Annotated in this window: 20 protein-coding genes; 13 read left to right on the forward strand and 7 right to left on the reverse strand. The window is 50.8% G+C overall.

Annotation, left to right across the window (positions count from 1 at the left end; genetic code table 11):
* Positions 1-375 precede the first annotated feature (375 nt).
* Both rimO and ACSBQN_RS02000 read left to right on the forward strand, forming a co-directional pair.
* Complete coding sequence (gene rimO, locus ACSBQN_RS01995; protein ID WP_024474800.1) at positions 376-1716, forward strand: 30S ribosomal protein S12 methylthiotransferase RimO; 1341 nt, start codon at positions 376-378, stop codon at positions 1714-1716.
* Positions 1713-2699: a sugar-binding transcriptional regulator gene (locus ACSBQN_RS02000; RefSeq protein WP_024474801.1), complete on the forward strand. Its 987-nt coding sequence runs from the start codon at positions 1713-1715 to the stop codon at positions 2697-2699. Before rimO ends, ACSBQN_RS02000 begins: the two co-directional genes overlap by 4 nt.
* Positions 2700-2753: 54 nt before the next feature.
* Here the strand turns inward: ACSBQN_RS02000 and ACSBQN_RS02005 are convergent, their stop codons facing one another.
* The 4 genes from ACSBQN_RS02005 to mtnK form a co-directional block, all read right to left on the reverse strand.
* A complete protein-coding gene (locus ACSBQN_RS02005) occupies positions 2754-3110 on the reverse strand; it encodes a hypothetical protein (RefSeq protein WP_071233362.1) in 357 nt (118 codons plus the stop codon).
* Between the two features lie 125 nt (positions 3111-3235).
* Positions 3236-3883: an L-fuculose-phosphate aldolase gene (locus ACSBQN_RS02010; protein ID WP_024474803.1), complete on the reverse strand. Its 648-nt coding sequence runs from the start codon at positions 3881-3883 to the stop codon at positions 3236-3238.
* A 2-nt stretch (positions 3884-3885) separates the two neighbouring features.
* Positions 3886-4995, reverse strand: coding sequence for an S-methyl-5-thioribose-1-phosphate isomerase (gene mtnA, locus ACSBQN_RS02015; RefSeq protein WP_036406335.1), 1110 nt, complete (start codon positions 4993-4995; stop codon positions 3886-3888).
* 26 nt (positions 4996-5021) lie between these two features.
* Complete coding sequence (gene mtnK, locus ACSBQN_RS02020; RefSeq protein ID WP_024474805.1) at positions 5022-6287, reverse strand: S-methyl-5-thioribose kinase; 1266 nt, start codon at positions 6285-6287, stop codon at positions 5022-5024.
* A gap of 499 nt (positions 6288-6786) precedes the next feature.
* Between mtnK and ACSBQN_RS02025 the strand changes: the two genes are divergently transcribed.
* From ACSBQN_RS02025 to tehB, 9 genes are all read left to right on the forward strand, one after another.
* Complete coding sequence (locus ACSBQN_RS02025) at positions 6787-7005, forward strand: helix-turn-helix domain-containing protein (protein ID WP_024474806.1); 219 nt, start codon at positions 6787-6789, stop codon at positions 7003-7005.
* A gap of 117 nt (positions 7006-7122) precedes the next feature.
* Positions 7123-7971: a glycosyltransferase family A protein gene (locus tag ACSBQN_RS02030; protein ID WP_024474807.1), complete on the forward strand. Its 849-nt coding sequence runs from the start codon at positions 7123-7125 to the stop codon at positions 7969-7971.
* 801 nt (positions 7972-8772) lie between these two features.
* Entirely contained in the window at positions 8773-9324 is a 552-nt protein-coding gene (locus ACSBQN_RS02035; protein WP_205501166.1) for a cytochrome b, read from the forward strand.
* Between the two features lie 39 nt (positions 9325-9363).
* Complete coding sequence (locus ACSBQN_RS02040; protein ID WP_024474809.1) at positions 9364-9939, forward strand: YceI family protein; 576 nt, start codon at positions 9364-9366, stop codon at positions 9937-9939.
* A 104-nt stretch (positions 9940-10043) separates the two neighbouring features.
* Complete coding sequence (locus ACSBQN_RS02045; RefSeq protein WP_024474810.1) at positions 10044-10814, forward strand: hypothetical protein; 771 nt, start codon at positions 10044-10046, stop codon at positions 10812-10814.
* Between the two features lie 486 nt (positions 10815-11300).
* On the forward strand, positions 11301-12491 hold the full coding sequence (locus tag ACSBQN_RS02050; protein WP_024474811.1) for an EmrA/EmrK family multidrug efflux transporter periplasmic adaptor subunit: 1191 nt from the start codon (positions 11301-11303) through the stop codon (positions 12489-12491).
* 42 nt (positions 12492-12533) lie between these two features.
* A complete protein-coding gene (locus tag ACSBQN_RS02055) occupies positions 12534-14027 on the forward strand; it encodes a DHA2 family efflux MFS transporter permease subunit (protein WP_152695858.1) in 1494 nt (497 codons plus the stop codon).
* Between the two features lie 72 nt (positions 14028-14099).
* Positions 14100-15179: a linear amide C-N hydrolase gene (locus ACSBQN_RS02060; RefSeq protein WP_004237752.1), complete on the forward strand. Its 1080-nt coding sequence runs from the start codon at positions 14100-14102 to the stop codon at positions 15177-15179.
* Between the two features lie 69 nt (positions 15180-15248).
* Positions 15249-16112: an SAM-dependent methyltransferase TehB gene (gene tehB / locus ACSBQN_RS02065; protein ID WP_024474813.1), complete on the forward strand. Its 864-nt coding sequence runs from the start codon at positions 15249-15251 to the stop codon at positions 16110-16112.
* Positions 16113-16115: 3 nt separating this feature from the next.
* On the opposite strand, the gene clcA is transcribed toward tehB, so the two are convergent.
* Positions 16116-17516, reverse strand: a complete 1401-nt coding sequence (clcA, locus tag ACSBQN_RS02070) for a H(+)/Cl(-) exchange transporter ClcA (protein ID WP_220730940.1) — start codon at positions 17514-17516, stop codon at positions 16116-16118.
* A 215-nt stretch (positions 17517-17731) separates the two neighbouring features.
* Here clcA and ACSBQN_RS02075 point away from each other — a divergent pair, with 215 nt between their 5' ends.
* Complete coding sequence (locus ACSBQN_RS02075) at positions 17732-19111, forward strand: alanine/glycine:cation symporter family protein (protein ID WP_024474815.1); 1380 nt, start codon at positions 17732-17734, stop codon at positions 19109-19111.
* Positions 19112-19180: 69 nt separating this feature from the next.
* On the opposite strand, the gene ACSBQN_RS02080 is transcribed toward ACSBQN_RS02075, so the two are convergent.
* Complete coding sequence (locus tag ACSBQN_RS02080) at positions 19181-20338, reverse strand: ABC transporter substrate-binding protein (RefSeq protein WP_434991536.1); 1158 nt, start codon at positions 20336-20338, stop codon at positions 19181-19183.
* A gap of 14 nt (positions 20339-20352) precedes the next feature.
* The gene (locus ACSBQN_RS02085) at positions 20353-22494 is read right to left on the reverse strand and encodes a TonB-dependent receptor family protein (protein ID WP_024474817.1); all 2142 of its coding nucleotides are present in this window, start codon (positions 22492-22494) and stop codon (positions 20353-20355) included.
* A 502-nt stretch (positions 22495-22996) separates the two neighbouring features.
* On the opposite strand from ACSBQN_RS02085, the gene hcp reads away from it, so the two are divergent.
* Positions 22997-24649: a hydroxylamine reductase gene (hcp, locus tag ACSBQN_RS02090; protein ID WP_024474818.1), complete on the forward strand. Its 1653-nt coding sequence runs from the start codon at positions 22997-22999 to the stop codon at positions 24647-24649.
* The last annotated feature ends 38 nt before the right edge of the window (positions 24650-24687 follow it).

The following is a 24687-nucleotide window of genomic DNA, read 5'->3' on the forward strand; positions in this document are numbered from 1 at the left end:
TACCGTGATTACCCTTCTTATGGAAAATAATGAGATAAGCACAACAGCAGCATTTCAATATCAGGCTCGCAAATAATGATGCTTTTAATTTTCAGAACGATGACATTAAATGCTGACAAGGAAAGCATAACCGGATCAGCAGGATAAAGCTGCCGTGTATATCACATTCACTGTAAACGGCAGAATACAGCGCCGGGGGATTGCACGAATTGCACTGGTTTTTTATCTGACACTGGGATTTTTTACGCCGGAGGCTATCAGTCAGGGGAGTTTGTTTGCTAAAATTTGTCTCTTTCCTTTCCGATAATGACTAATATCTGCGGGATGCAGCCGGAAATATCCTGCTGCATCCTGCTCTTTTGAGTAAATGAGCTTATGTCGCAAAATACCAACACAGTGCCGAAAGTCGGTTTCGTTTCTTTAGGCTGCCCGAAAAACCTGGTGGATTCCGAGCGGATTCTGACTGAACTGCGCACGGACGGCTATCAGGTTGTGCCGAGCTATGATGATGCCGATGTGGTGATCGTCAATACCTGCGGTTTCATTGACAGTGCTGTGCAGGAGTCCCTGGAAGCTATCGGCGAGGCACTGGCGGAAAACGGTAAAGTGATCGTGACCGGGTGTCTGGGTGCGAAAGAAGACCAGATCCGTGAAGTGCACCCGAAGGTGCTGGAAATCACCGGTCCGCACAGCTATGAGCAGGTGCTGGCGAATGTCCGCAAATATGTGCCGAAACCGGCGCATGATCCGTTCACCAGCCTGGTGCCGGAGCAGGGCGTGAAACTGACACCGCGCCATTACGCGTATCTGAAAATTTCTGAAGGTTGTAATCACCGCTGCACATTCTGCATTATCCCGTCCATGCGCGGCGATCTGGACAGCCGTCCTGTCGGTGAGGTGCTGAGTGAAGCGCAGCGCCTGGTTGAAGCCGGTGTGAAAGAGCTGCTGGTGATCTCCCAGGATACCTCTGCCTATGGCGCGGATATCAAACACCGCACCGGTTTCCGCGATGGTTTGCCGGTGAAAACCAGCATGATCGGTCTGTGTGAGCAGTTATCTCAGCTCGGTGTGTGGGTACGTCTGCATTACGTGTATCCGTATCCGCATGTGGATGATGTGATCCCGCTGATGGCGGAAGGCAAAATCCTGCCGTATCTGGATATTCCGTTACAGCATGCCAGCCCGCGTATTCTGAAACTGATGAAACGCCCGGGTGCCGTTGAGCGCACACTGGAGCGCATCAAACGCTGGCGCGAAATCTGTCCGGAACTGACACTGCGTTCCACCTTTATTGTCGGCTTCCCGGGTGAAACCGAAGAAGACTTTCAGATGCTGCTGGACTTCCTGACAGAAGCCCGTCTGGATCGCGTCGGCTGCTTTAAATACAGTCCGGTGGAAGGGGCGCATGCCAACGAATTACCGGATCAGGTGCCGGAAGAGATCAAAGAAGAGCGCTATCACCGCTTTATGCAGTTACAGCAGCAGATCTCCGCAGAGCGTCTGGCTGAAAAAATCGGCCGCACACTGCCGGTGATCATTGATGAAGTTGATGACGAAGAGGGCGCTGTCGGCCGCAGTATGGCGGATGCGCCGGAAATCGACGGTATGGTATATCTCAACGGTGAATTTGATGTGCAGCCGGGGGATATTGTGATGGTGAATATTGAACATGCCGATGAGTATGATCTCTGGGGCAGCGTGGTGCGCGAAGCATGACAAACAGTGACAACCGCCTGACCGGACGCCTGATGTTCGGTAATGACCCGGTTCTGCAGGCCGCATGGCTCTATTATCAGTCCGGTCTCAGTCAGACGGAAGTGGCTGATGTGATGGGGATTTCCCGCGTGACAGTGGTGAAATACCTGCAGACGGCCCGGGAAAACGGTGTGGTGCATATCAGCCTGGATATGGCGCGTTACAGCCGCATCGATATGGCGTTGTCACTGAAAAAAAAGTTCAATCTGACCAATGTGCTGGTGGTGCCGGACAGCCCGGTTGCGGAGGCGGCGGCAGATTCCGCCCGCCGCCGGGAAAACATGGCACAGGCGGCCGGGGTGTATCTCAGTCAGGTGATTGAAGACGGGGATGTGCTCGGCGTGGCCTGGGGACGGACAATTCACCATATGGCGAAGTGTCTGACACCGAAAATCATCCGCAATATGACGGTATTACAGATGCTCGGCTCCGTGCCGTCGCAGCCGGATTTCACCACCGTGGAATCGTCTTCGCTGATCGCCGGAAAGTTCGGCGGTGAGTGTGCGTATCTGCATGTGCCTGCGATCGTCAGCTCGGCGGAACTGGCTGATGCACTGCGCCGTGAGCCTATCATTCAGGCAAACTTTGCTCAGCTGGATCGCTGCACCAAAGCGCTGTTCGTGGCCGGAAATGTCACGGAAGAGAACCCGCTGATCCGTGCCGGCGTGATTACGGCGGAGGAAATGACAGACTTTCACCGCAAAGGCGCTGTCGGGGTTATCTGCGGGCGCTTTTATGATCAGGCGGGTGAGCCGCTGGATACGCATACGGATGCCCGCATTCTGGGTATCCGTCTGCCGCAGCTGCGCAACATTGCGCGGCGGATTTTTATCGCAACCGGTGAACAAAATATCGCCGCCACCCTCGGGGCACTGCGTGGCGGATATGTTTCTGATTTAATTGTTGATCCGCTGATTGCGGCACATTTGTTGTCAGATAAATAAGTGCAAAAACCGCCTGAAGGGGGTTTTTTTACACCAGAGCATCAATATCGCCGGTTACTGTTTTTCTGCCGCCGCTTTTTCTTCCGGTGTGCGGGTATCTCCCTTACCGTTATTCAGCAGCTGAATAGCACAGTCCATATATTTATCCGCACCGGCCTGAATCAGCTCGTGGTTAAATGCAACAGCGGGTGCGCTGTCCTGTAATGCGGTCACATTAATATCACCGTTAAACTGCTTGTTTAAATCCACTTCGCCTTCAATCGTTACATAGTAAGCAATGCCGTCCGGCAGATAGCGGCCGCACTCTTCAATGCTTTTTTCGCTGAATTGCGGGGATTTTTTTGTGGCGGCACATCCGGACAGGAGAAGAGCGGCAGAAGCAAACGCAGCGTAACAAATGACTTTTTTCATAAAAACCTTAAATAACAGATACATTAAGGTTTTTATTATATTGCAAATGATTATCATTTAAAATAATTAATTACGTAAGGTGACAAAAAACGACGCATTGCGCCGTTTTCTGCCGCCGGTAATCACTATTTTCCGGTTTTCAGTCCGTAAGTTTTGAATTTTCCCAGAACCCGCTGCATCTCTTCTGTGCTCAGTACCGGCACATCCGGCGTGATGGCGCGGACTTTCAGATACAGCGCGGAGAGCACTTCAACCTCATGCGCCAGCCACAGCGCTTTTTCCAGGTTTATTTCCATTGCCAGCATACCGTGATGCTGCATAATCAGGGCCTTACTGGTTTTAATTCCTTCCGCAACGATACCGGCCAGTTCATGCGTACCGAAAGTGGCATACGGTACACAGGGGACATGGTCGGTTCCGGTGACGGCGACCATATAGTGGATCGCCGGAATGGATTCATTGAGAATGGATACCGCCGCCGTATTCAGGGCGTGATTATGTACTACTGCATTCAGCTCAGGGCGTGCCTGATAGCAGCTCAGGTGAAAGTGCCATTCACTCGACGGGATCTTATCCGCCTCGGCCTGTCCGGTACTGTCCATATACACAATGCTGTCCGGGGTCAGTTTTTCATAGGGCACACCGCTCGGGGTGATCAGCATTCCGTCCTGCCAGCGGGCGCTGACGTTGCCGGAGGTCCCCTGGTTGAGCCCGCTTGCGTTCATCTTCAGACAGGTATCGATAATCTGTTGTGCCAGTTCAGTACGGGTCATAATCACACCTCATACTCAGACGGCCACATCTCCGGGAACATGGCTTTCAGCCCGGCCGGGGAGGCATCACAAATACCGCGTTCGGTGATAAGCCCGGTGACATACTCCGCCGGGGTGACATCAAAGGCATAGTTGCCGCAGCGTGTTCCGGCCGGAGCCGTGTTAACCCAGCTGCGGGTGCCTTCCGGTGTGATGCCGAAAACATGTGACTGTTCTTCACCGGCACGCTGTTCAATCGGGATCTCTTTTACGCCATCCCACACAGTAAAATCGAGGGTCGGTGACGGCAGCGCCACATAGAACGGCACATTGTTCGCTTTGGCCGCCAGTGCTTTCAGGTAAGTACCGATTTTATTGCAGACATCCCCGCGTGCGGTGGTGCGGTCAGTGCCGACAATACACATATCCACTTCACCGTGCTGCATCAGGTGCCCCCCGGCGTTATCGGCAATCAGGGTATGCGGCACACCGTGCGAGCCCAGCTCAAAGGCAGTCAGTCCGCCCTGGTTGCGCGGACGGGTTTCATCCACCCAGACGTGAATATTTATACCTTCATCATAAGCCTGGTAAATCGGTGACAGTGCCGTGCCCCAGTCAACGGTAGCCAGCCAGCCTGCATTACAATGGGTCAGGATATTCACCGGCTCGCCCGGTTTCTTGCGGGCGGCGATGTCGCGGATAATCGTCAGGCCATGTTCGCCGATGCGGTGACAGATTTCCGCATCTTCATCAGCGATTTCTGCGGCAATACGGTAAGCGGCGTCACGGCGCTCAGCTGCGGGAAGTGGTGTCAGGGCACCGCAGATTCTGTCCAGCGCCCATTTCAGGTTGATGGCAGTCGGGCGGGTGGCAACCAGCACGTCATACGCTTTTTTCAGGGCAGCGTCATTGCTGTCGCGGTGCATCGCCAGCGCCACGCCGTAAGCGGCCACGGCACCAATCAGCGGTGCACCGCGTACCCACATATCTTTGATGGAGGTTGCGGCTTCCTCCATAGTCGTCAGTGTGATGATACTGACTTCAAAAGGCAGTTTTGTCTGATCAAAAATACAGACATGAATACCATTATCTGCGGGCCAGACGGAACGGTAATGTTTTCCGTTAATTTTCATTATATAACCTCGTGTGCAGGTGACGCTTAACAATAAGAAAGAAAGGCTTCGACATCGGCAAAGCTGTGATAATGGCGCGCGTTGACAATCAGTTCCCGCGCCAGTTTCAGTGCTTTGCGCTCAAGTGCCGCGCGTTTGTCTGCATCAGCAATGGTTTTGAAATCAGCAACACCGGCAAACCCGAGCAGGCGGCGGTTGATCTCCAGCCCCGCATTGACCAGAGTGTCCTGAAACAGCTCTGCAAAGAAACTGTCCTGTGCGGCTTTCAGGAATTTGTCATCAAACATGCCGTCCTGATACAGCTCACGCGGCCAGGCATCGCCCTGTGATTTTTCTGTCCACAGACGGCGGAATTCAGTCTCAAATGTATTCCAGGTCTGGCTTATCTGCGACAGCAGCCATTGCTGATAGCGTGCGGTCTCTTCCTCTGTCTCCCGGTGTCCGGGCTGGGAAAACCAGGCCATATATAAGTTACCGGCGTAGTTGCCGGTATCAAACGCCATCGGCCCCATAAAACTGAACTCAGGATCAATGACCTGAACAGAGTCAGTGCCGATCATCACGGAGCCGGAGTGCAAATCCCCGTGCAGCAGCGCCTGTGACTGTGTCATAAATTTGTATTTATAGCGCATCGCGACCTGCACCATTTCCCTGTCCAGCATCACGGCTTTTGCATCGCGATCGAGCTGCGGAGAGGTGTGATTATTGCGCGGCGCCGGGAAGTAAGGCTCGGTAAAAATCAGATCTTCGGTAATTTTGCACAATTCATGGTTGGCGGAGAACTGTGCGGTCAAAGCTTTTTTCTCCTGTGCCGCCATGCCGATATCCGAGGTATGGAACAGTGTCTGCGCCATAAACCGGCCGATTTTTTCCGCCAGCTGAGGGACATATTCTCCTGCGATCAGCGCTTTACGCAGAATGACATGATCAGCGAGGTATTCCATGGCAAACAGCGCCATGGTTTCGTCATAGAAATAGACATCCGGCACACTGTCAGGTGCGAAGCGCTTTTCCTGTGATAACGCATGGTATTCGAAATAATTACGCTGCAAAGAGAGTTTCCAGGATTCACCGGCCGCACGGACATACGGCAGTGATTGCTTGACCACCAGGATCCGTTGACTGCCTCTGACAATAAATACCAGATTGAGATTACCGTCACCGACTTCCTCTGTCTGCCAGGATTCCGGCGTACCGCCGGGTAGAATATCATCCGGTAAATGTGCGGACAGGTAAGCGGGAAGGGTGCCACAGGTTAGCGGGGTATATCCGGCAGGGGGGTGTTGCGTCATAAGATAACCTCAGAAACAGAGATAAATGGCTACATATGTAAATTATAACTATACATATGTATTTTTTCTGTGATGCAACTAACACATAGCCGGAAATGGCCTTTCTTAAGCAGGTGATAAGGAAAAAATGTAAGTATTTCTTAAGTATTTTCACGCAATTATTTTTATGAAATACCGGGGTATATTATTAACTGATATTCCGATATCGGTTTTTTCAGAATTAATTTTAATCTTATTAAGACCTGATTCTGATATTAATTGTGATCGGGTAGGTGTTATCATATTAAACAGACGTATTGATATTGCAAAGAATACACCTATAAGGTTAAATCCCGATTACTAAGACTGAAGATGCCGGTTATTCATAGCTGTTGATTTTTATTTTTTATATTTCATGTTGTTATGATGTTATTGAGCCGCTGGTAAGTAAGCGGATGGCAGACTCTGAAAAACGGAATTTTTTGTTATCACGTTGTCAATATAAGTGAAGGAGAATCTTATGGAGACGGAATCTATATATTCCTGTGTCGGAACACGTATTAAAGAAAAGCGAAAATACTTAGGATTAAGTGTCGTGCGGTTAGCGGAAGATATGGGAATAACGCAGCAGCAATTTAACCGTTATGAACGTGGAATAAGCCGGATTAGTATACATTATCTGATGTATCTGGCAGAAATGTTCCATGTTCCGGTGGATTACTTTTTCGATCGGGAATAGTTTATCCCCGCAAAGTAGTGACACTGTACCGCCTGTATGTGAGAATAGCCGGCAATTAACATCGCACTGGTTGCTAATTGTCGGCCGGTCATTTGTGGTAACAGGGTCACAGGTATAATGTCACGCGAATTCTTCCGAAAAGTTGCGGATAAGCAACATATAAAACTTACTTACATCACTCATTTCTATTGCAATCAGCAAGATATTTCTGAAGTTATCAATCTGCTTCGTGAATATGAAAGCATGCCGGCATCCGTGCTGGACTATGTTCAGTTTGTCATTGTTGATGATTGCTCTCCGCTTGAGTATGAAATTCCTGAATTTGATTTAAATCTGACATGGCTGCGGATAACAACCGATATTCCGTGGAACCAGGGCGGTTCCCGTAATCTGGGTGTGACCTATGCGGCGTCAGACAAAATTCTGATGACCGACCTGGATCATATCCTGCCGGTTTCGACGTTCACTTATCTGATTAATGCGGCAAACCCGGGCCGGACATTCTATAAACTCTACCGCCGGGGTGAGCAGGGGAATCTCCGTAAAGGGCACTCCAATCTGTTCTTTATGTCCCGCGCCCGCTTTTTCCGTTTTTATGGTTATGATGAAGAGTTTTGCGGTCATTACGGCGCGGAAGATTACCGTTTTGTGAAACTGCAGAAATATCACGGCTCCCGCCAGCGTTATCTGCCGAAATCGGTGTATGCCATAGAGCGGATTGTGGATCGTGATAAGTCTTATCATACGCTGGACAGAAGTCTGGAATACAACACACCGGTTGATAAACGCAAGCATGAGGAAGTCTGCACGTATGGTGCGGAATCCGGTCATTCCCGGTTGTTCCTGGATTTTGAATGGAAAATTCTGCGGTCGGTCTGCCGTACGTCACCGGTAGTCAGGGAGAAAAATCCGGGCTGGAAAATCCGCTGGTGGTTGCGCTGGTTATTTGCGCCGCTGGCAAAATAAAGCAGCATAAAAAAAGCGCCCATCGGGCGCTTCTTTGTATCTGTCTGATTTATCAAAATGCTTTGCTGTTTTTAGCAATGATAGCAGCAGCACGGGTCAGATAAGAAAAGAAAGTTTTGATGCTTTTCATAATAAACTCCTGCTTTTGAGTAGGTGATTAAGCCTGTTTGGCTTTGATGGCGCTACTATACCATTTTTGTGATGAATGTCAAACTTTACATAAACTTTATTTTAAGATATTAAAATTATTTTTAATGGCGGCAGAACTCATGATACCGGTGATCTGCAGACATAAAAAAAGCGCCCATCGGGCGCTTTTTTTATATCTGTCTGATTTTAATCAGAATGCTTTGCTGTATTTTGCAATGATAGCAGCAGCACGGGTCAGATTGGAAAAGAAAGTTTTGATGCTTTTCATAATGAACTCCTGCTTTTGAATTAGGTTGGTAAGCTGTTTTGCTTCGATGGATGTATCATAGCATTTATGTGATGTTCGTCAATCTTTTTATCAAAAATATTTTTAAATATTAAAATTATTTTTTGGTGGTATCCGCCTGATTACGGATTTTCCTGCATTCTGGTTATAACTCAGTCCGATTCAGTCTTACAAAATCCCGCTATATAAGATTTTTCTGGTTTAATATTTTTTATCGTTATAAAAATGACAGTTAAATTAATAAGTTATTGACTTAATTTGATTAACTTAAACAAAATATTTGTCCGATATGGCCGGAAAATTCACGTAAAGTATCCTGCTGTTACTGAAATGTTATCCGTATGGAACAGAAAGGGTATTTATCAATGCAATGGAAAAATAGTGCGCAACGGTACGGACACCTCTCCGTTCTGCTTCACTGGGGCGTGGCAATCACCGTTTACGGGATGTTTGCACTGGGGCTGTGGATGGTTTCGCTGGGTTACTATGATGTCTGGTATCACCGCGCACCGGAGATCCATAAGAGTATCGGGATCCTGCTGTTTATTGTGCTGGCTGTCCGCATGATCTGGCGCTGGTTTTCCCCGCCGCCGCCGGCATTATCCACTTACAGCCGGTTTACCCGCATCAGTGCTGCGCTGGCACACTGGCTGCTGTACGGTATTTTGTTTGCCATTCTGATCACCGGCTATTTTATCTCAACGGCAAATGGTCAGGCGATATCGGTTTTCGGCTGGTTTGATGTACCGGCCACAGTGACAGACGGCGCAGAGCAGGCGGATACCGCCGGTACGGTTCACCTGTACCTTGCCTGGTCGGTTGTTGTGTTATCGGCGCTGCACGCGCTGGCGGCACTGAAACATCATTTCTTTGATAAAGACGCCACATTAAAACGCATGCTGGGCATGAAACCCTGAACGGGCTGCCCGTAATTTTATTATGACGGAGTGAATATGATGCTGAAGAAAGCACTGGTTGGTTTAAGCGCAGGTATGATGCTGCTGGGTTCCGGTGCGGCAATGGCCGACACCTATAAGATAGACAAAGAAGGGCAGCACGCCTTTGTGCAGTTCCGTATTCAGCACCTGGGTTACAGCTGGCTGTACGGGACATTTAAGGATTTTGACGGTACATTTACCTTTGATAAGGCCGACCCGGCAAAGGATAGCGTGGATGTGACCATCAAAACCGGCAGCCTGGATACCAACCATGCTGAGCGTGACAAACATCTGCGCGGCGGGGATTTTCTGAATACAGAGAAAAATCCGGAAGCAAAATTTGTTTCAACCAAAGTAGAAAAGAAAGGCGATGACTTTATTATCACCGGTGATCTGACGCTGAACGGCGTGACCAATCCGGTTACTCTGGATGCAAAACTGACCGGTGAAGGCAAAGATCCGTGGGGTGGTTACCGCGCCGGTTTTGAGGCAACGGGGAAAGTTTCACTGAAAAGCTTTAATATCAAAGCCGATCTGGGTCCGAAGTCTCAGGATGCTGAACTGATTATTTCCGTTGAAGGCGTAAAAATCTGATTATTTTTACAATCTGAACAATTATCGGGGCCTGCAATAGCAGGCCTTATTAATTTGTGTCACTATCACTTTCAGTGATAACTCAGCGTATCAGAGGAAAGTGCGTGAATAAAAAACTCAGCTTATTATTGGTTCTTATTGTTGCCGTGGTCTTTGCCGGTGCCGGTTATTATATGGGTAAGCGGGATAATGTTTTTTCTGTCACCGCCGTCAGTAAAGACGGAGCGGCAACACAAAAATCACTTGAAGCGGAGATGATGTCTGAATCGATGCAGTTTGTTGAAGTGGTCGGCAAAATTTCCCCGGAAAAATATAAGGGCCTGAAGAGTAATATCAGGAACTATGACACCATGACCCGCGATCAGAAAGTGGCATGGATGAATGATATCGCCGGGATGACGGCAGTGTTATTAATTGACCGGATCCCGTATGCCTCTGATGATGCCCTGAATGCCTTCGCCGGGGCAGTAAAAGAGCAGGCGGAAGGTTATCTGGTAAAAGATCCGTCCGGACAGCAGTGCTTTAATAACTTTTTTCCGGCGCTGAATAAATTCCCGCAGAATAAAGCGCAGTTTACCTATAATGAAGCTGATATCCGGATGCTGAAAACGGTGAATCTGATCCTGACATCATCACTGGAAGACCGGAATACCGGTAATGTCCCGGCACAGGAAGCTTATAAGGTATTAGGGGATGTTTATCAGAAACTGTCAGAAAAATACGGTGATAAAGTGATGTTGCTGAGTGACCTGAATAAAGGCGCGGAAGACCCGGTCACCACCTGTCTGATTGTCGGCGATTTTTATGACTTATTCACGAAAGAACCGAATAAAGCGGCTACCGCTGAGGCACTGCGTCTGATTTTGTCCCAGTAAATATCTCAGGGTAACGGATAATAACCGCAGCGTTTATGACTCTGCGGTTTTTTATGTCCGGCGGACAGAAGCGGAAATGTGCAAATCGTGCTGTTTTCTGTGTCCGGATAAAAAACAAACACATTTCAGTAAAACACGATACTTTGTTTAAGAATCGGGAAAGGTAAACAGAAAATACTCTGATACCCGAAAATGAACCGGGCAGACGAATAATCTGGGGGGGGATGTCACTGAGAGTGCAGAAATAAGTATCAAAATATGCAGCGGATATTACTTAAATATCTGCATATTTCCATATATTCATTTGCTGTTCATCATAATCCGATAAATAAGTTACATATTTTATTGTGTTCAGCAGATGTTTCGTTTCTGTTTATACTGTTTTCGGTTTTCCCCTGTAATATTTCACTTACCGTTACTTTTATAGTGATTCAGGCTATTCTGTGCGCAATATTTTTGGCTTAACTTTATTACCGGGGTATTTTGATGGACAACACATCAGCGCAGTCTTCTGCTGCCCAGCCTTCTGACAAAAAAACATCGTCATCCAATCCTGCCAGACGAAAAATCTGGCTTGCGGGAACGTCACTCCTCTTTATTGTGCTGCTCGCCGGTTATCTTATTTACTGGTTCATGGTGCTGCGTTATCAGGAATATACCGATGACGCCTACGTGGTGGGCCTTCAGGTACCGATCGTCGCACAAACCACCGGTAATGTGACACAGGTGAATTTTGAGAATACCGATCTGGTGCATGCCGGGGATGTGCTGGTGGTGCTGGATAAAACCAATGCTGAACTGGCTTACGCGCAGGCCCGTCATGATCTCGCGGCTACGGTGCGGCAGACTCAGGAGCTCTATTTTAACCGCGACCAGCTCGGTGCGGTTATCGCTCAGAAACAAGTGATGCTGAATCAGGCGCAGAATGACTATGCCCGCCGCAGTGTGTTAGGACAGCGCGGAACTATTTCCAAAGAAGATTTACAGCATTCACGGGAAGCGGTTGAAGAGGCACAGGCATCTCTGAATGCGTCTGTGCAGCAACTGAATGCCACCAAAGCATTACTGAAAAATACCGCGCTGGCGGATCAGCCTGCGGTGTTGCAGGCGGCGGATAAAGTCCGTGATGCCTGGATTAACTTACAGCGCACGGAAATCCGCAGTCCGTTTACCGGGTATGTCTCCCGCCGCAATGTGCAGGTCGGGGCTCAGGTCAGCCCGAATGCCTCGCTGATGGCGATTGTGCCGGTCGAGCCGGTCTGGATTGACGCCAACTTTAAGGAAACGCAGCTCAGCAGTGTGCGCATCGGGCAGCCGGTCACCATTACCAGTGATTTTTACGGCGACAAAGTGACCTTTAACGGCACGGTAGCCGGGCTGGATATGGGTACCGGCAGTGCCTTCTCTCTGCTGCCTGCGCAGAACGCCACCGGGAACTGGATCAAAGTGGTGCAGCGTCTGCCGGTCCGGGTAGAGCTGGATCCGCAGCAGGTTGCCAGATATCCGCTGCGTATCGGTCTGTCGATGAACGTGACTATCGAAACCAAAAATACCGATGGCCCGGTACTGGCCAATGTCCAGCGTGATACCCCGGCCTTTAAGAGTGATGTGCTGATCCCGGATCTGGCACCGGTCAATGCGGTGATTGCACAAATCATTACCGATAACGCCAGTTAATCAGCGCGGGGCTTTATTGTGGCTAATCAACCATTAACAGGCATGAAACTGGTCTGGGCGACCATCGCGCTGTCGATGGCCACCTTTATGCAGGTGCTGGACTCCACTATTGCCAACGTGGCGATCCCGACTATTTCCGGTGATCTCGGTGCCTCTGTCTCTCAGGGCACCTGGGTTATTACCTCGTTCGGGGTATCCAACGCGATTTCCATCGCGATTACCGGGTTTCTGGCCAAGCGCTTCGGGGAAGTGCGGGTATTTATCTGGTCCACCGGGCTGTTTACCCTGACGTCACTGCTGTGCGGGTTATCAGAAAGCCTGGAAATGCTGATTTTCTTCCGCGTGTTACAGGGCGGGGTAGCCGGTCCGATAATTCCGCTCTCACAAAGCCTGCTGCTGAAAAGTTATCCGCCCGCCAAACAGAATACCGCGCTGGCACTCTGGTCGATGACCATCATTCTGGCGCCGGTGTTCGGGCCGATTATGGGCGGCTATATCAGTGATAACTTCCACTGGGGCTGGATTTTCTTTATCAACGTGCCTATCGGCATTGCGGTGGTGCTGGTCAGTCTGATTCTGCTGCGCGGTATGGAATCGAAGGTGACAAAGGTTCCGCTCAATGTGATTGGGTTGTCGCTGCTGGTGGTCGGGATCGGCTGTCTGCAAATCCTGCTGGATAAAGGGAAAGATCTCGGCTGGCTGGAGTCAGATGAAATTGTCGCACTGGCCATTATTGCCGCCGTTGCACTGGTCTTCCTGGTGATCTGGGAACTGACGGACAAAAACCCGATTGTCGAGTTGTCGCTGTTTAAGTCGCGTAACTTTACCATCGGCACACTGTCGGTCAGTCTGGCGTATATGGTCTATTTCGGCGCGATTGTACTGCTGCCGCAGCTGCTCCAGGAGGTGTACGGCTATACGGCTGAATGGGCGGGGCTGGCGCTGGCGCCTATCGGGCTGGTGCCGATACTGATCTCCGCGTTTGTCGGTAAAATTTCCAATGTGGTGGATTTGCGCTGGATTGTAACCTTTAGTTTCGTGGTGTATTCCGTCTGCTTCTACTGGCGCGCTTATACTTTTGAGCCGCAGATGGGGTTCTATGCCTCGGTCTGGCCGCAGCTGGTGCAGGGTTTTGCAGTGGCCTGTTTCTTTATGCCGCTCACCACCATCACGCTTTCCGGTCTGCCGCCGGAGAAACTGGCCTCGGCCTCCGCGCTGGCTAACTTCTTCCGGACACTGGCGGGATCTATCGGTACATCGATCACCACCACGCTGTGGAGCCGTCGCGAATCGTTACATCATTCTCAGCTGACAGAATCCATCACCGCGTATAATCCGGAATCGGTACAGATGTATCAGGAGATGGCGCAGCACGGGTTATCAGAAGCACAGACCTCCGCCTATCTGGCGAAGGAGATTACCGCTCAGGGGCTGATTATCAGTGCCAATGAGATTTTCTGGCTCTCCGGCGGCATCTTTATCGGATTGATTGTTCTTATCTGGTTTGCCCGGCCGCCGTTTGCCACAAAATCCTGATAAGGACTACAGTAATAAGGAAGTGTAACCGGTAAGCTGCCGGTTGCCGGACGCAATGAAAAGGGGTTTTTCATGACATTTAAGCGAATTATACTTGCCGGTGCGGTCGCGTCGGCCACATTACTGGCTGCCCAGATTGCTTCCGCCTGCACCCGGCTGGTGTATCTCGGGGATGATGCTCAGGTGATCACCGCCCGGTCAATGGACTGGAAAAGTGATGTCGGTACCAATTTATGGATCTTCCCGCAGGGGATGGAACGCGATGGTGCCGCCGGGCCGAACTCCGTGAAATGGGTGTCCAAATACGGCAGCGTGGTAGCTTCCGGCTATGATGTTTCCACCACCGACGGCATTAATGAAAAAGGATTGTCCGCAAACCTGCTGTGGCTGGTCGAATCTGTGTATCCGACACCTGAAAGCAACAAACCGACCCTGAGTATTTCGGCCTGGGCACAGTATGTGCTGGATAACTACGCGACCGTTGAAGAAGCGGTTACCGCGCTGGAAAAAGAGCCGTTTGCGGTGATCACCGATAAAGTCCCGGGTGAAGAGCGCCTGGCGACACTGCACCTTTCATTATCCGATGCCTCCGGTGACAGCGCCATTATTGAATATATTGATGGTAAGCAGGTGATTCATCACAGCCGTAAATATCAGGTAATGACCAACTCTCCGGTGTTCAGCGAGCAGCTGGCACTGGACAGCTACTGGCAGCAAATCAACGGCACCGTGATGCTGCCGGGCACCAACCGCTCCGCTGATCGTTTTGCCCGCGGGTCTTTCTATATTAATGCGATTCCGAAAGCGACCACGCCGAATAAAGCGGTGGCGTCTGTGTTCAGCGTGATCCGCAATGTGTCTGTGCCGTTCGGGCTGAATACCGAAGAAGAGCCGAATATCTCCTCCACCCGCTGGCGTACGGTGGTGGATCACAAACGTCAGATTTATTTCTTTGAATCGGCGCTGACACCTAATATCTTCTGGGTTGACCTGAAGAAAGTGGATTTCAGCAAAGAAAACGGCAAAGTGAAGAAACTGGATTTGGGTCCTGAACAGCAAAACATTTATTCCGGTGATGTGGCAAAGGATTTCACCGATGCTAAACCGTTTGTCTTTCAGGGGATAAACGAAGTTATCGCCCGTCAGAAATAAAAACCATTTACGCCTCACCGGAAAGGATATAAGATGTATTTAAAATACATCTTTAAGGTGAGGCGTAAAATGGAAAACTTAGTCTGTTATAAAACCCTGCCGGTCTGGCAAAAAACCACTATCCCGATGGCGTTTATGGATCGCCATAATACGGCGGAAGGTACGTGGGCGCAGCTGACGGTTCTGGCGGGGGAGATGGATTTTGTTGTTTTCGGTGAAAACGGCGAAGAGACCCGCTACCACTTTGATACCGCGCATCAGCCACCGCGTCTTGACCCGCAGGTATGGCACAAAATTGAATCCGTCAGTGATGATATTTCCTGTCAGCTTGCCTTCTGGTGTCAGCCTGAAGATGAATTCTATAAAATCCACGGACTGACCCGTCCGCACTCCGAAGTCCGTGAACTGGTAACAATGACAAAACCGGGTAAAACACTCGATTTAGGATCCGGGCGCGGGCGTAACAGCTTTTTCCTGGCGCAGCGCGGTTATGATGTGACGGCCGTGGATATCAATCCGCAGCATATTCAGGCGATTGAGGATGTGAAAGCCGCTGCGGGGATCAGCAATATCCGTACGCAGGTGTATGACATCAACCAGCATGCGTTGCAGGATGATTACGACATCATTATCTCCACTGTAGTGCTGATGTTCCTGAAAAGAGAGAATATTGCCGCGATCATCGCCGATATGCAGGCGCATACCCGCCCGGACGGGTATAACCTGATTGTCTGCCCGGTGGAAACTGAGAATATGCCGTATGATGAACTGCCGTTTGACTGCTTCCTGAAACCGGGCGAGTTATCCGGCTATTATGCGGACTGGGACATTCTGAAATACAACGAAAACCCGGGACATCTGCACCGCACTGATGCGGCAGGTAACCGGATCCGATTGAATTTCGCCACCCTGATTGCCCGCAAAAAAGCCTGATTATTACCCTCGCGGCGCGTCACCGGTTTTTTCCGGCGGTGTGCCGTTCTGCATCAGGATCCGCTCCAGCAGTACCGAATACAGCGGACGCCCGCCCAGATACTGCGCCAGCAGTGTTGCCCCCAGACATGTGATAATCATCGGCAGGATCAGCTGATAGTTATCTGTCATCTCCAGTACCAGCACAATACCGGTCAGCGGCGCACGGACGGTGGCGGCAAAGAGAGCTCCCATCCCCGCAATGGCGAAGGTCGCCGGTTCAATCTGATACTGCGGAAACAGCAGCATGGCGGCATAGCCGAAGAAACTGCCGAATAGTGTGCCGAGTGCGAGTGTCGGTGCGAAGATCCCGCCCGGCGCACCGGAACTGAAGCAGATAACCGTGGTGAGCACACGGAACAGGAAGATCATCAGAATACCGGTCAGGGAGTAGTGCAGTGCGGCGACATCCGGGATCACCGCGAATCCGCCGCCGGTTACCTGCGGCCAGTACAGCCCGGCAATACCGCATAGTCCGCCAATCAGACCGCCGGTAGCAACAAAACGGGATGTTTTATCCTGATAAAAACGGTGGAATTGTGTCTGCATGGTGAGCAGAAAGCGGTTAAACATCACACCAATCACACCGAAAACCATTCCCAGCACCAGATAGAGCCAGAGAGTATTCAGCGGGGCGGCATGGTATTTGCCGATATCCAGAATCGGCGCGCCGCTATTAAAGGTCTGAAAAACAATGCTCGACATGATCACGCCGATAAAAACGGCTTTGATGGAAATCAGGCTGTAACGGAACTGCGGACGCATTTCCTCGATGATAAACAGGATCCCCGCGAGCGGCGCGTTAAAAGCGGCGGTCAGACCGGCGGCGGCACCGGTGGCCAGCAATGTGTGGCGCGATTCCTGGTTTTTCACCCCGGTCAGCGCACTGACCAGCCCGCTGATATTTGCCCCTAACTGCACGGTCGGGCCTTCACGTCCCAGCACCATACCGGAGCCGAGAGTACCCAGCCCGCCGATAAATTTCACCGGCAGCACCCGCCACCAGCGTACCGGGCGGACATCCTGTAATGCCCCTTCAATTTCCGGGATCCCCGATCCACCGGATTCCGGCGAAAAACGCCGCACCAGCCAGTAGCCTGACATGGCCAGCAGGGCGGAAACAATAAACATCAGAGGGATAAGTATTTCTTTATTATCTGTCAGTGAAGACAGAGAGCTGACCCGGTATTCACCAACCCAATTGACCCCGCGTTCAAACAGCACACCGGTAAAACCGGCTAGTGCGCCGACGGCAGCCGCCAGCAGCAGGACGGTAACAGGGGCGAGGTTGCGTTCTTTAAGGCGTTTGAGCACACGATAACGGCGTTTAAGCGTGGCTGTCGTATGCGGTAAAGCATCTGACATGGCTGAATATGATCCATTCTAAATAAAAATTAATCACTATTTTAATTCAATTTGTGGCAAGTGACACCCTTCACAGATTCAAAAATCCAACGCAAATCCGGACATTTTTTGTTCGCATTCCCGGCGTTTTTCCGCTTTATTAATAAATGATAAATAAATGTTATTTATATGTAATATATGAAATGAAAAAGTAACGGACCGGTCAGGAGGGGTGAATGGATTTGATAACAGAGTGGCTGGGCGCGCTGAACGGCGTGGTATGGGGTGTGCCGATGCTGGTGGGAATACTGGGTGTCGGCTTATATATGCAGATTCGGCTGGGTTTTTTGCCGATTCGTAAACTGGGAACCGGGTTCAGATTATTATTTCAGCGCAATGAATCACGCGGGGAAGGGCAGATCTCCCCGTTTAACGCGCTGATGACGGCATTATCCGCCACTATCGGCACCGGCAATATTGCCGGTGTGGCAACAGCAGTGGTGATGGGCGGGCCGGGGGCGCTGTTCTGGATGTGGATGACGGCACTGGTGGGTATGGCGACAAAATACTCAGAAGCTGTGCTGGCGGTCCGTTATCGTGAAGTGGATAAATACGGACAGTATGTCGGCGGCCCGATGTATTACATCAAAAACGGCCTCGGCCCGAAATGGGTCTGGCTGGGGACACTGTTTGCGGTATTTGGTGCCTGTGCCGGGTTCGGTATCGGGAACACTGTTCAGGCCAACTCCGTGGCGGATGTGCTGGAGAGTAACTTCGGCATCAACAAATGGGTGACCAGCGTGGCGCTGGTGCTGCTGGTAGGCGCGGTACTGATAGGCGGGATCCGCCGTATTTCAGACGTGGCCGGTAAGCTGGTGCCGTTTATGACCGTCGGCTACTTTGGTGCCGGTCTTGTGGTGCTGGCGCTGAATATCAGTGAAATTCCGGCGGCGTTCTCCCTCATTATCACCTCTGCCTTTACACCGGTGGCGGCACAGGGCGGGTTTGCCGGGGCAACAGTCTGGGCGGCTATCCGTTTCGGGGTGGCGCGCGGCGTGTTCTCCAACGAAGCGGGGCTGGGCAGTGCGCCGATAGCGCATGCTGCCGCGAAAACCCAGAACCCGATCCGTCAGGGGCTTATTGCTATGCTTGGTACCTTTATTGACACCATTATTGTCTGCTCGGTGACCGGGCTGACCATTGTCATTATGGGCGGCTGGCTGACAGCGGAAACCGGTGCCACACTGACCGCTTCCTCTTTCAAAGCGGCGATTCCGGGCGGAAACTATATTGTGGCGATTGCACTGACAATTTTTGCCTTCACCACAATCCTCGGCTGGAGTTTTTACGGTGAAAAGTGTGTTCAGTATCTGTTCGGCGTGAAGGCGATTAAGGTTTTCCGTGTGCTGTGGCTGATTGCGCTACCGATTGGTGCCACACAGTCGCTGGAGTTTGTCTGGCTGCTGGCGGATACCCTGAATGCCATGATGGCGATCCCGAACCTGATCGCACTGATCTTATTAAGCCCGGTGGTATATCGTCTGACGCGTGACCACATCCGGGATGTTAATGCGGACAGTATTGATATGGCGAATGAGTTATATCAGAAGAAATAGTGGCCGGAAATGTAACTAACGGGCAGAAAACTGCCCGTTAGTTTCCGGTTGCAGCAACTGATGTGATGATCAGGGTTGCAGCCAGAACAGGCCGCTGCCGTCCAGAGCGGTAAAGGTTTTATGCAGCATCAGGCTGTCCGCCTGCGGATCGAGCCCGGGAAACAGTGCCGGATGCAGCATTTTGGCGATAGCTTCCACCGCAATAATATTGAACGGGGTGTCATAGTATTGCTGATACAGTGCCAGTACCTGTTTCTGCTGATACGCCGTGAGATACTGCAGTTTCGGCCGTGCCATCAGTTTTTCCAGTGCCGGTACAGCTCGCTCCTCAGAGCCGGTATAGCCGAGCGGTACTGAAGCACTGCCTTTGCGGGTATTTTCCCAGTCGGCGACGGTCATCAGATAAAACTGCGGGTCAGCGGCAATAATCTGTTCTTCACTCACCTCACCGCCCATACCGTTTTTAAACCAGTCTGCACCGAGGTTATGACCTCCCGCAGCGGCAACAAACTCCCCGAAGTTACCGTTACCAAAGGTTTTACAACAGCTGTTTTCCCCGGCAAGACCCGCCGCTCGTTCAATAAAGACTGTGGGCTTTTTGTCTTCCGGAATATTTTCAACCCGGGAGCGGATAAGATCCAGACGCTGGCGGTAAAAATCATTAAATGCTGCCGCCTGTTTTTCCTGCCCGAAGACCTGCCCCAAAAGCGTCATGCTTGGCATGGTGTTTTGCAGCGGATACTGACGGAAATCGATAAATATCACCGGAATACCGCTTTTCTCCAGCAAATCCAGGGTGCCGCTTTCGGTCAGTTTACTTTGCAGTCCGGTATCAAAAATCACCAAATCCGGCTGATAAGTCAGCGCTTTTTCGACACTGAAATCCGATGTGTAAGGGTTCGGAAATACCGGAATATCTTTCAGCTGCGGAAATTGTTTTTCATAAGCAATGCGCAGATCCGGTGCTTTTTTGGTCAGTGCATCATCCCATGCCGCAATACCTTTCAGCGGTTCAGACGGATGCAGAATATTCAGTGCAACCAGTACCCGGCTGTCTGCCAGCATGATACGGGATACAGGAGCATTGACGGTGACTGTCCGTCCGGCGATATCCGTCACCGTAACTGGTGTTGCCGCTGAACTGAGCGGCAACAGTGCTGCGAGTGCGGCACAGAGAGTGATGATAAGGGCCGGAAAACGTCCGGCGGCGTGGAATATACGTTTCATTATATGAATGACCTTTAAAACTTCACGGAAGCCTGCGCAAAGAAGGTGCGCGGCTGCCCGGCGTAAATGCCGTAGTTATTATCTGTTGAACGGGTAAAGCTGGCCTGATCAAACAGGTTTTTCACCCCGGCGGCAAGTGTCAGATCTGACCATTGCGGGCCGAAATGATACTCCGCACGCGCATCCCACATCATATAGCCCGGAATAATGCCGTAACGTCCGTCTGCACTGCCTTCGGTAATGTAATTTTTCCCGGTTCCCGGTGACTGCTGTTTTGACTGCGCATAGGTGTTGAGATTCCACACCCAGTTTCCGGTTTCATAGCGGGCACCGGCAGTAAAGAGCTGACGGGAGTAGAATGGCAGATCTTTATCCGCAAAGTTACCGCGTTTGCTGACTGCTTTTGTGTAGGTATAAGTGCTGTAGATACTGGCGCCGTCGAGCCATTTCGCGGTTTCACTCAGATCATAGTTCAGTGCCAGTTCCACACCCTGATGAGTGGTTGCACCAAGGTTGGTCCAGCCGGTCGAGTTTTCAATATATTGCAGCTGATCATTGAAATCGATATAGAACAGGGTCATTTCCGCAGAAAGCAGACCATCATCAAACCGTGTACCGGCTTCATAGTTATGGGCTTTTTCCGCACTCAGACCGTTTGCCGGATCATTACCCGCACCGCCGGTATTGAGCTGGAAATATTGCAGGCTGCCGAATGAACTACCCGCGTTGGCAAATAGTTTCCACTGATCATCAATATGATAAATCACCGACAGTGCCGGTAACGGTTCGCTGTAACTCTTGCTGCGGTACTGGTTGCGGAAACCGTCATCGAGATGGATTTTTATATTTTCATAACGCAGGCCGGGAATAACCGTCCAGTTACCGAAATTGATGGTGTCATCGATATAGATGGCATGAGCTTCTGTGCCGCCGGAGGTGTGCTGATAATAGCTGTCGGTCTGAGGGCGTGAGCTTTGTGAACCTGTCGGATACCAGCCGGAACGGTAGGCTTTTTCATCGGCCGTTTCATTCAGATAGCGGTAACCCAGGGTGATTTCGTGGGACTGGTTATCAAAACGGAACAGCTGTGAATAGCTTGGCTCAATGGCGTAAGCGGTGTAGTGACGCGGATAGGAAACGAGGCGGCTCTTACCGGCACTCGCATTTGTTCCCTCGCTTTCAATATAACTGCCCCGGTAGCTTTTGCTGAACCAGGTCAGTAATTCAAATTGTTTATCATCTTCCTGATGGCGGTATTTAAAGGACATATCCTGACGGTTGCCTTCAAAGCGGTCAAACGGACGGACTGACTGGTAAGGATCGGCTTTGTACTGTGCTTCCGACAGGCCGCCCGGCATCCCGGATTGCGCATGATAATAGTGGAAGTTTGCCAGCAGCTCATCAGTGTCACTGAAAGCGTAGCGGGTTTTCAGGATAATGTCATCAATATCGGTATTGTCATTGTTTTTGCGGTAGCCCTGGCCGTGCAGGCCGGAATAGAGCAGCAGCGCACCCGCTGACCCGTCTTCTTTTGAGCCGCCGACAGAGGCATCGGTCAGGGTTTTCAGTCCGCCGGTGCGTGCACCCTGTGTTTTGACGGACGCGGAACCGCCGAAGGTTTCCGGAATAGGTTTAGTGACAAAGTTAATCACGCCGCCGACGTTTTGCGGCCCGTAGCGGACAGAGGTGGCACCACGCATCACATCAATGCTGCTGATTGAGCCTAATGAGAGTGGTGACATCGATAACTGCGGCTGCCCGTAGGGGGCAGCGGCCAGCGGAATACCGTCGAGCAGAATGGTAGAGCGCGGGGATAACCGTGCCGGAAGCCCGCGGATACCGACATTGAGTGAAACGTCACTGCCGCCGGTACCGTTACTGTCCCGCACCTGAACACCCGGAATACCACGCAGGGCGTCCGCTATGGTTTCTGCCCCTGACTCATCGATTTGTTTTTTGGTTTTGATGGTCCGTGCGCCGCCGTGGTTCAGCAGCGTATCGCTGTTATCAGTGTTATCCAGCCAGTTGCCGACAACCACAACCGGGTCTTCGGTATCTGCGGTGGCGGCGATACTGCCGCCGCTGATAACAGCGAGCGCCAGTGCCAGCGGCGTGAGGCGGGCAGGTCGGCAGGATGCGTTACAGGAATCAGTCATCACTCAGTTTTCCGTGAGAATTTAAGAAGGCAAATGATAATAATAACTATTACCCGTGCGCAATAATTTTTTAACGGAAAGTTACTAATATGCTGATTTTTTGGTTCGGAATTCGGGGGTTAAATGATAGTCGTGAGAATTATTTTTGGTGTGAATGTGATCTTGCTGTTTTAGCGGGGAAAGGGCGGTTTTATGGATTAATCCGCCTGTTTTATTCTTTCGTTCCACATCTGGATGCAAGTGCATTTATCCATCCTCTGGTCAGTTGCCTTACCGGTTTATATCACGCCACCTTACCCCAAAATACCGGATAATTCCTTACTCCATATTGCATCTGTAAATAATGTAAATGTTAATCATTCGCGATAGTGATGTATCGTGCCGGTTAATTTTTGCTTTAGATCAAGCAAAGGAATGATAGTCAGGAAAACCCCTTTTCACAGGTCTGAAATGGCGTATTCTTATGTTGCATATAAAATACAACTTATAAGGAAGCAAGAGCATGTACTGTGTGCAATGTGAACAAACGATGCGTACACCGGTGGGTAATGGCTGTGCCTATGCCCAGGGCATGTGCGGTAAAACTGCAGAAACATCTGACTTACAGGATCTGCTGGTGGCAGTACTGGAAAGTCTTTCAGCGTGGGCGGTTGCTGCGCGTGAATCAGGTATCATCGATCACGACACAGACAGCTTTGCGCCGCGTGCATTTTTCTCCACATTAACCAACGTTAACTTCGATTCTGAGCGCATCATCGGTTATGCGCAGGAAGCGATTGTGATGCGTGACAGCCTGATGAAACGCTGCCTGGCGAAGAATCCGGCACTGGTTCTGAATCACCCGTTAGCAAACCTGCAACTGAAGGGCACGGATATTGCGTCACTGGTGAAACAGGCGGAAGAATTTGCCCTGAATAAAGATAAGCAGGCTATCGGTGATGATATTCATGGTCTGCGTATGCTCTGCCTGTACGGCCTGAAAGGGGCGGCGGCATATATGGAGCACGCCCATGTGCTGGGCAAATACAGTGATGAGATTTACGGTCAGTACCATGAAATCATGGCGTGGCTCGGTACTGATCCGTCTGATATGGGTGAGCTGCTCAATCAGTCCATGGCGATTGGTATGATGAATTTTAAAATCATGGAAATGCTGGATGCCGGTGAAACCGAAGCTTACGGTCACCCGACGCCATCTTCCGTGAACGTCCGTCCGGTGGCAGGTAAAGCGATTCTGATCTCCGGTCATGACCTCAAAGATCTGCATATGCTGCTGCAACAGACAGAAGGCACCGGTGTGAATGTTTACACCCACGGTGAAATGCTGCCTGCACACGGCTATCCGGAACTGAAAAAATACAAACATCTGGTCGGTAACTACGGCAGTGGCTGGCAGAACCAGCAGACTGAGTTTGCCAAATTCCCGGGCCCGATTCTGATGACCTCCAACTGTATTCTGGATCCGAATCCGGGCAGTTATACCGACCGTATCTGGACCCGCAGTATCGTTGGCTGGCCGGGTGCGAAACACCTGAACGGTGATGATTTCAGCGATATTATCGCGCAGGCTCAGGCGATGGACGGCTTCCCGTACAGCGAAATCGAGCACCTGATCACCGTCGGTTTCGGCCGTGAAACTCTGCTCAATGCAGCGGATACCGTGATTGATCTGGTGGCGACCGGCAAACTGCGTCATGTATTCCTCGTCGGCGGATGCGACGGCAGCCGCGGTGAGCGCAGCTACTACACCGATTTTGCCCGTCAGGTGCCTCAGGACTGCCTGATTATGACCCTGGCCTGCGGTAAATACCGTTTCAACAAACTGGATTTCGGTACCCTGGAAGGATTACCGCGCCTGCTTGATGTCGGTCAGTGCAACGATGCGTACTCCGCGATTATGCTGGCGGTGAAACTGGCTGAGAAACTGGGCTGCGGCGTCAATGATCTGCCGCTGACACTGGTGCTCTCCTGGTTTGAACAGAAAGCGATTGTGATTCTGCTGACCCTGCTGGCGCTGGGTGTGAAGGATATCTTCACCGGCCCGACTGCTCCGGCATTCCTGACTGACAATCTGCTGAATGTACTGAATGAAAAATTCGGTATGCGTCCGATTACCACTGTTGAAAATGATTTACACGCTGTGTTAGGCGCGTAATTGCTGTAACTGTTAGCACCGGAGAGGGCGGTCACGCC

The sequence above is a fragment of the Morganella sp. B601 genome, assembly GCF_051172335.1.
GTDB classification, from domain to species: Bacteria; Pseudomonadota; Gammaproteobacteria; order Enterobacterales; family Enterobacteriaceae; genus Morganella; species Morganella morganii.

Coding starts and splice junctions, on each gene's coding strand:
- rimO (WP_024474800.1), top strand. CDS start 376: ATGTCGCAAAATACCAACACAGTGCCGAAAGTCGGTTTCGTTTCTTTA.
- ACSBQN_RS02000 (WP_024474801.1), top strand. CDS start 1,713: ATGACAAACAGTGACAACCGCCTGACCGGACGCCTGATGTTCGGTAAT.
- ACSBQN_RS02005 (WP_071233362.1), bottom strand. CDS start 3,110: ATGAAAAAAGTCATTTGTTACGCTGCGTTTGCTTCTGCCGCTCTTCTC.
- ACSBQN_RS02010 (WP_024474803.1), bottom strand. CDS start 3,883: ATGACCCGTACTGAACTGGCACAACAGATTATCGATACCTGTCTGAAG.
- mtnA (WP_036406335.1), bottom strand. CDS start 4,995: ATGAAAATTAACGGAAAACATTACCGTTCCGTCTGGCCCGCAGATAAT.
- mtnK (WP_024474805.1), bottom strand. CDS start 6,287: ATGACGCAACACCCCCCTGCCGGATATACCCCGCTAACCTGTGGCACC.
- ACSBQN_RS02025 (WP_024474806.1), top strand. CDS start 6,787: ATGGAGACGGAATCTATATATTCCTGTGTCGGAACACGTATTAAAGAA.
- ACSBQN_RS02030 (WP_024474807.1), top strand. CDS start 7,123: ATGTCACGCGAATTCTTCCGAAAAGTTGCGGATAAGCAACATATAAAA.
- ACSBQN_RS02035 (WP_205501166.1), top strand. CDS start 8,773: ATGCAATGGAAAAATAGTGCGCAACGGTACGGACACCTCTCCGTTCTG.
- ACSBQN_RS02040 (WP_024474809.1), top strand. CDS start 9,364: ATGCTGAAGAAAGCACTGGTTGGTTTAAGCGCAGGTATGATGCTGCTG.
- ACSBQN_RS02050 (WP_024474811.1), top strand. CDS start 11,301: ATGGACAACACATCAGCGCAGTCTTCTGCTGCCCAGCCTTCTGACAAA.
- ACSBQN_RS02055 (WP_152695858.1), top strand. CDS start 12,534: ATGAAACTGGTCTGGGCGACCATCGCGCTGTCGATGGCCACCTTTATG.
- ACSBQN_RS02060 (WP_004237752.1), top strand. CDS start 14,100: ATGACATTTAAGCGAATTATACTTGCCGGTGCGGTCGCGTCGGCCACA.
- tehB (WP_024474813.1), top strand. CDS start 15,249: ATGGAAAACTTAGTCTGTTATAAAACCCTGCCGGTCTGGCAAAAAACC.
- clcA (WP_220730940.1), bottom strand. CDS start 17,516: ATGTCAGATGCTTTACCGCATACGACAGCCACGCTTAAACGCCGTTAT.
- ACSBQN_RS02075 (WP_024474815.1), top strand. CDS start 17,732: ATGGATTTGATAACAGAGTGGCTGGGCGCGCTGAACGGCGTGGTATGG.
- ACSBQN_RS02080 (WP_434991536.1), bottom strand. CDS start 20,338: ATGAAACGTATATTCCACGCCGCCGGACGTTTTCCGGCCCTTATCATC.
- ACSBQN_RS02085 (WP_024474817.1), bottom strand. CDS start 22,494: ATGACTGATTCCTGTAACGCATCCTGCCGACCTGCCCGCCTCACGCCG.
- hcp (WP_024474818.1), top strand. CDS start 22,997: ATGTACTGTGTGCAATGTGAACAAACGATGCGTACACCGGTGGGTAAT.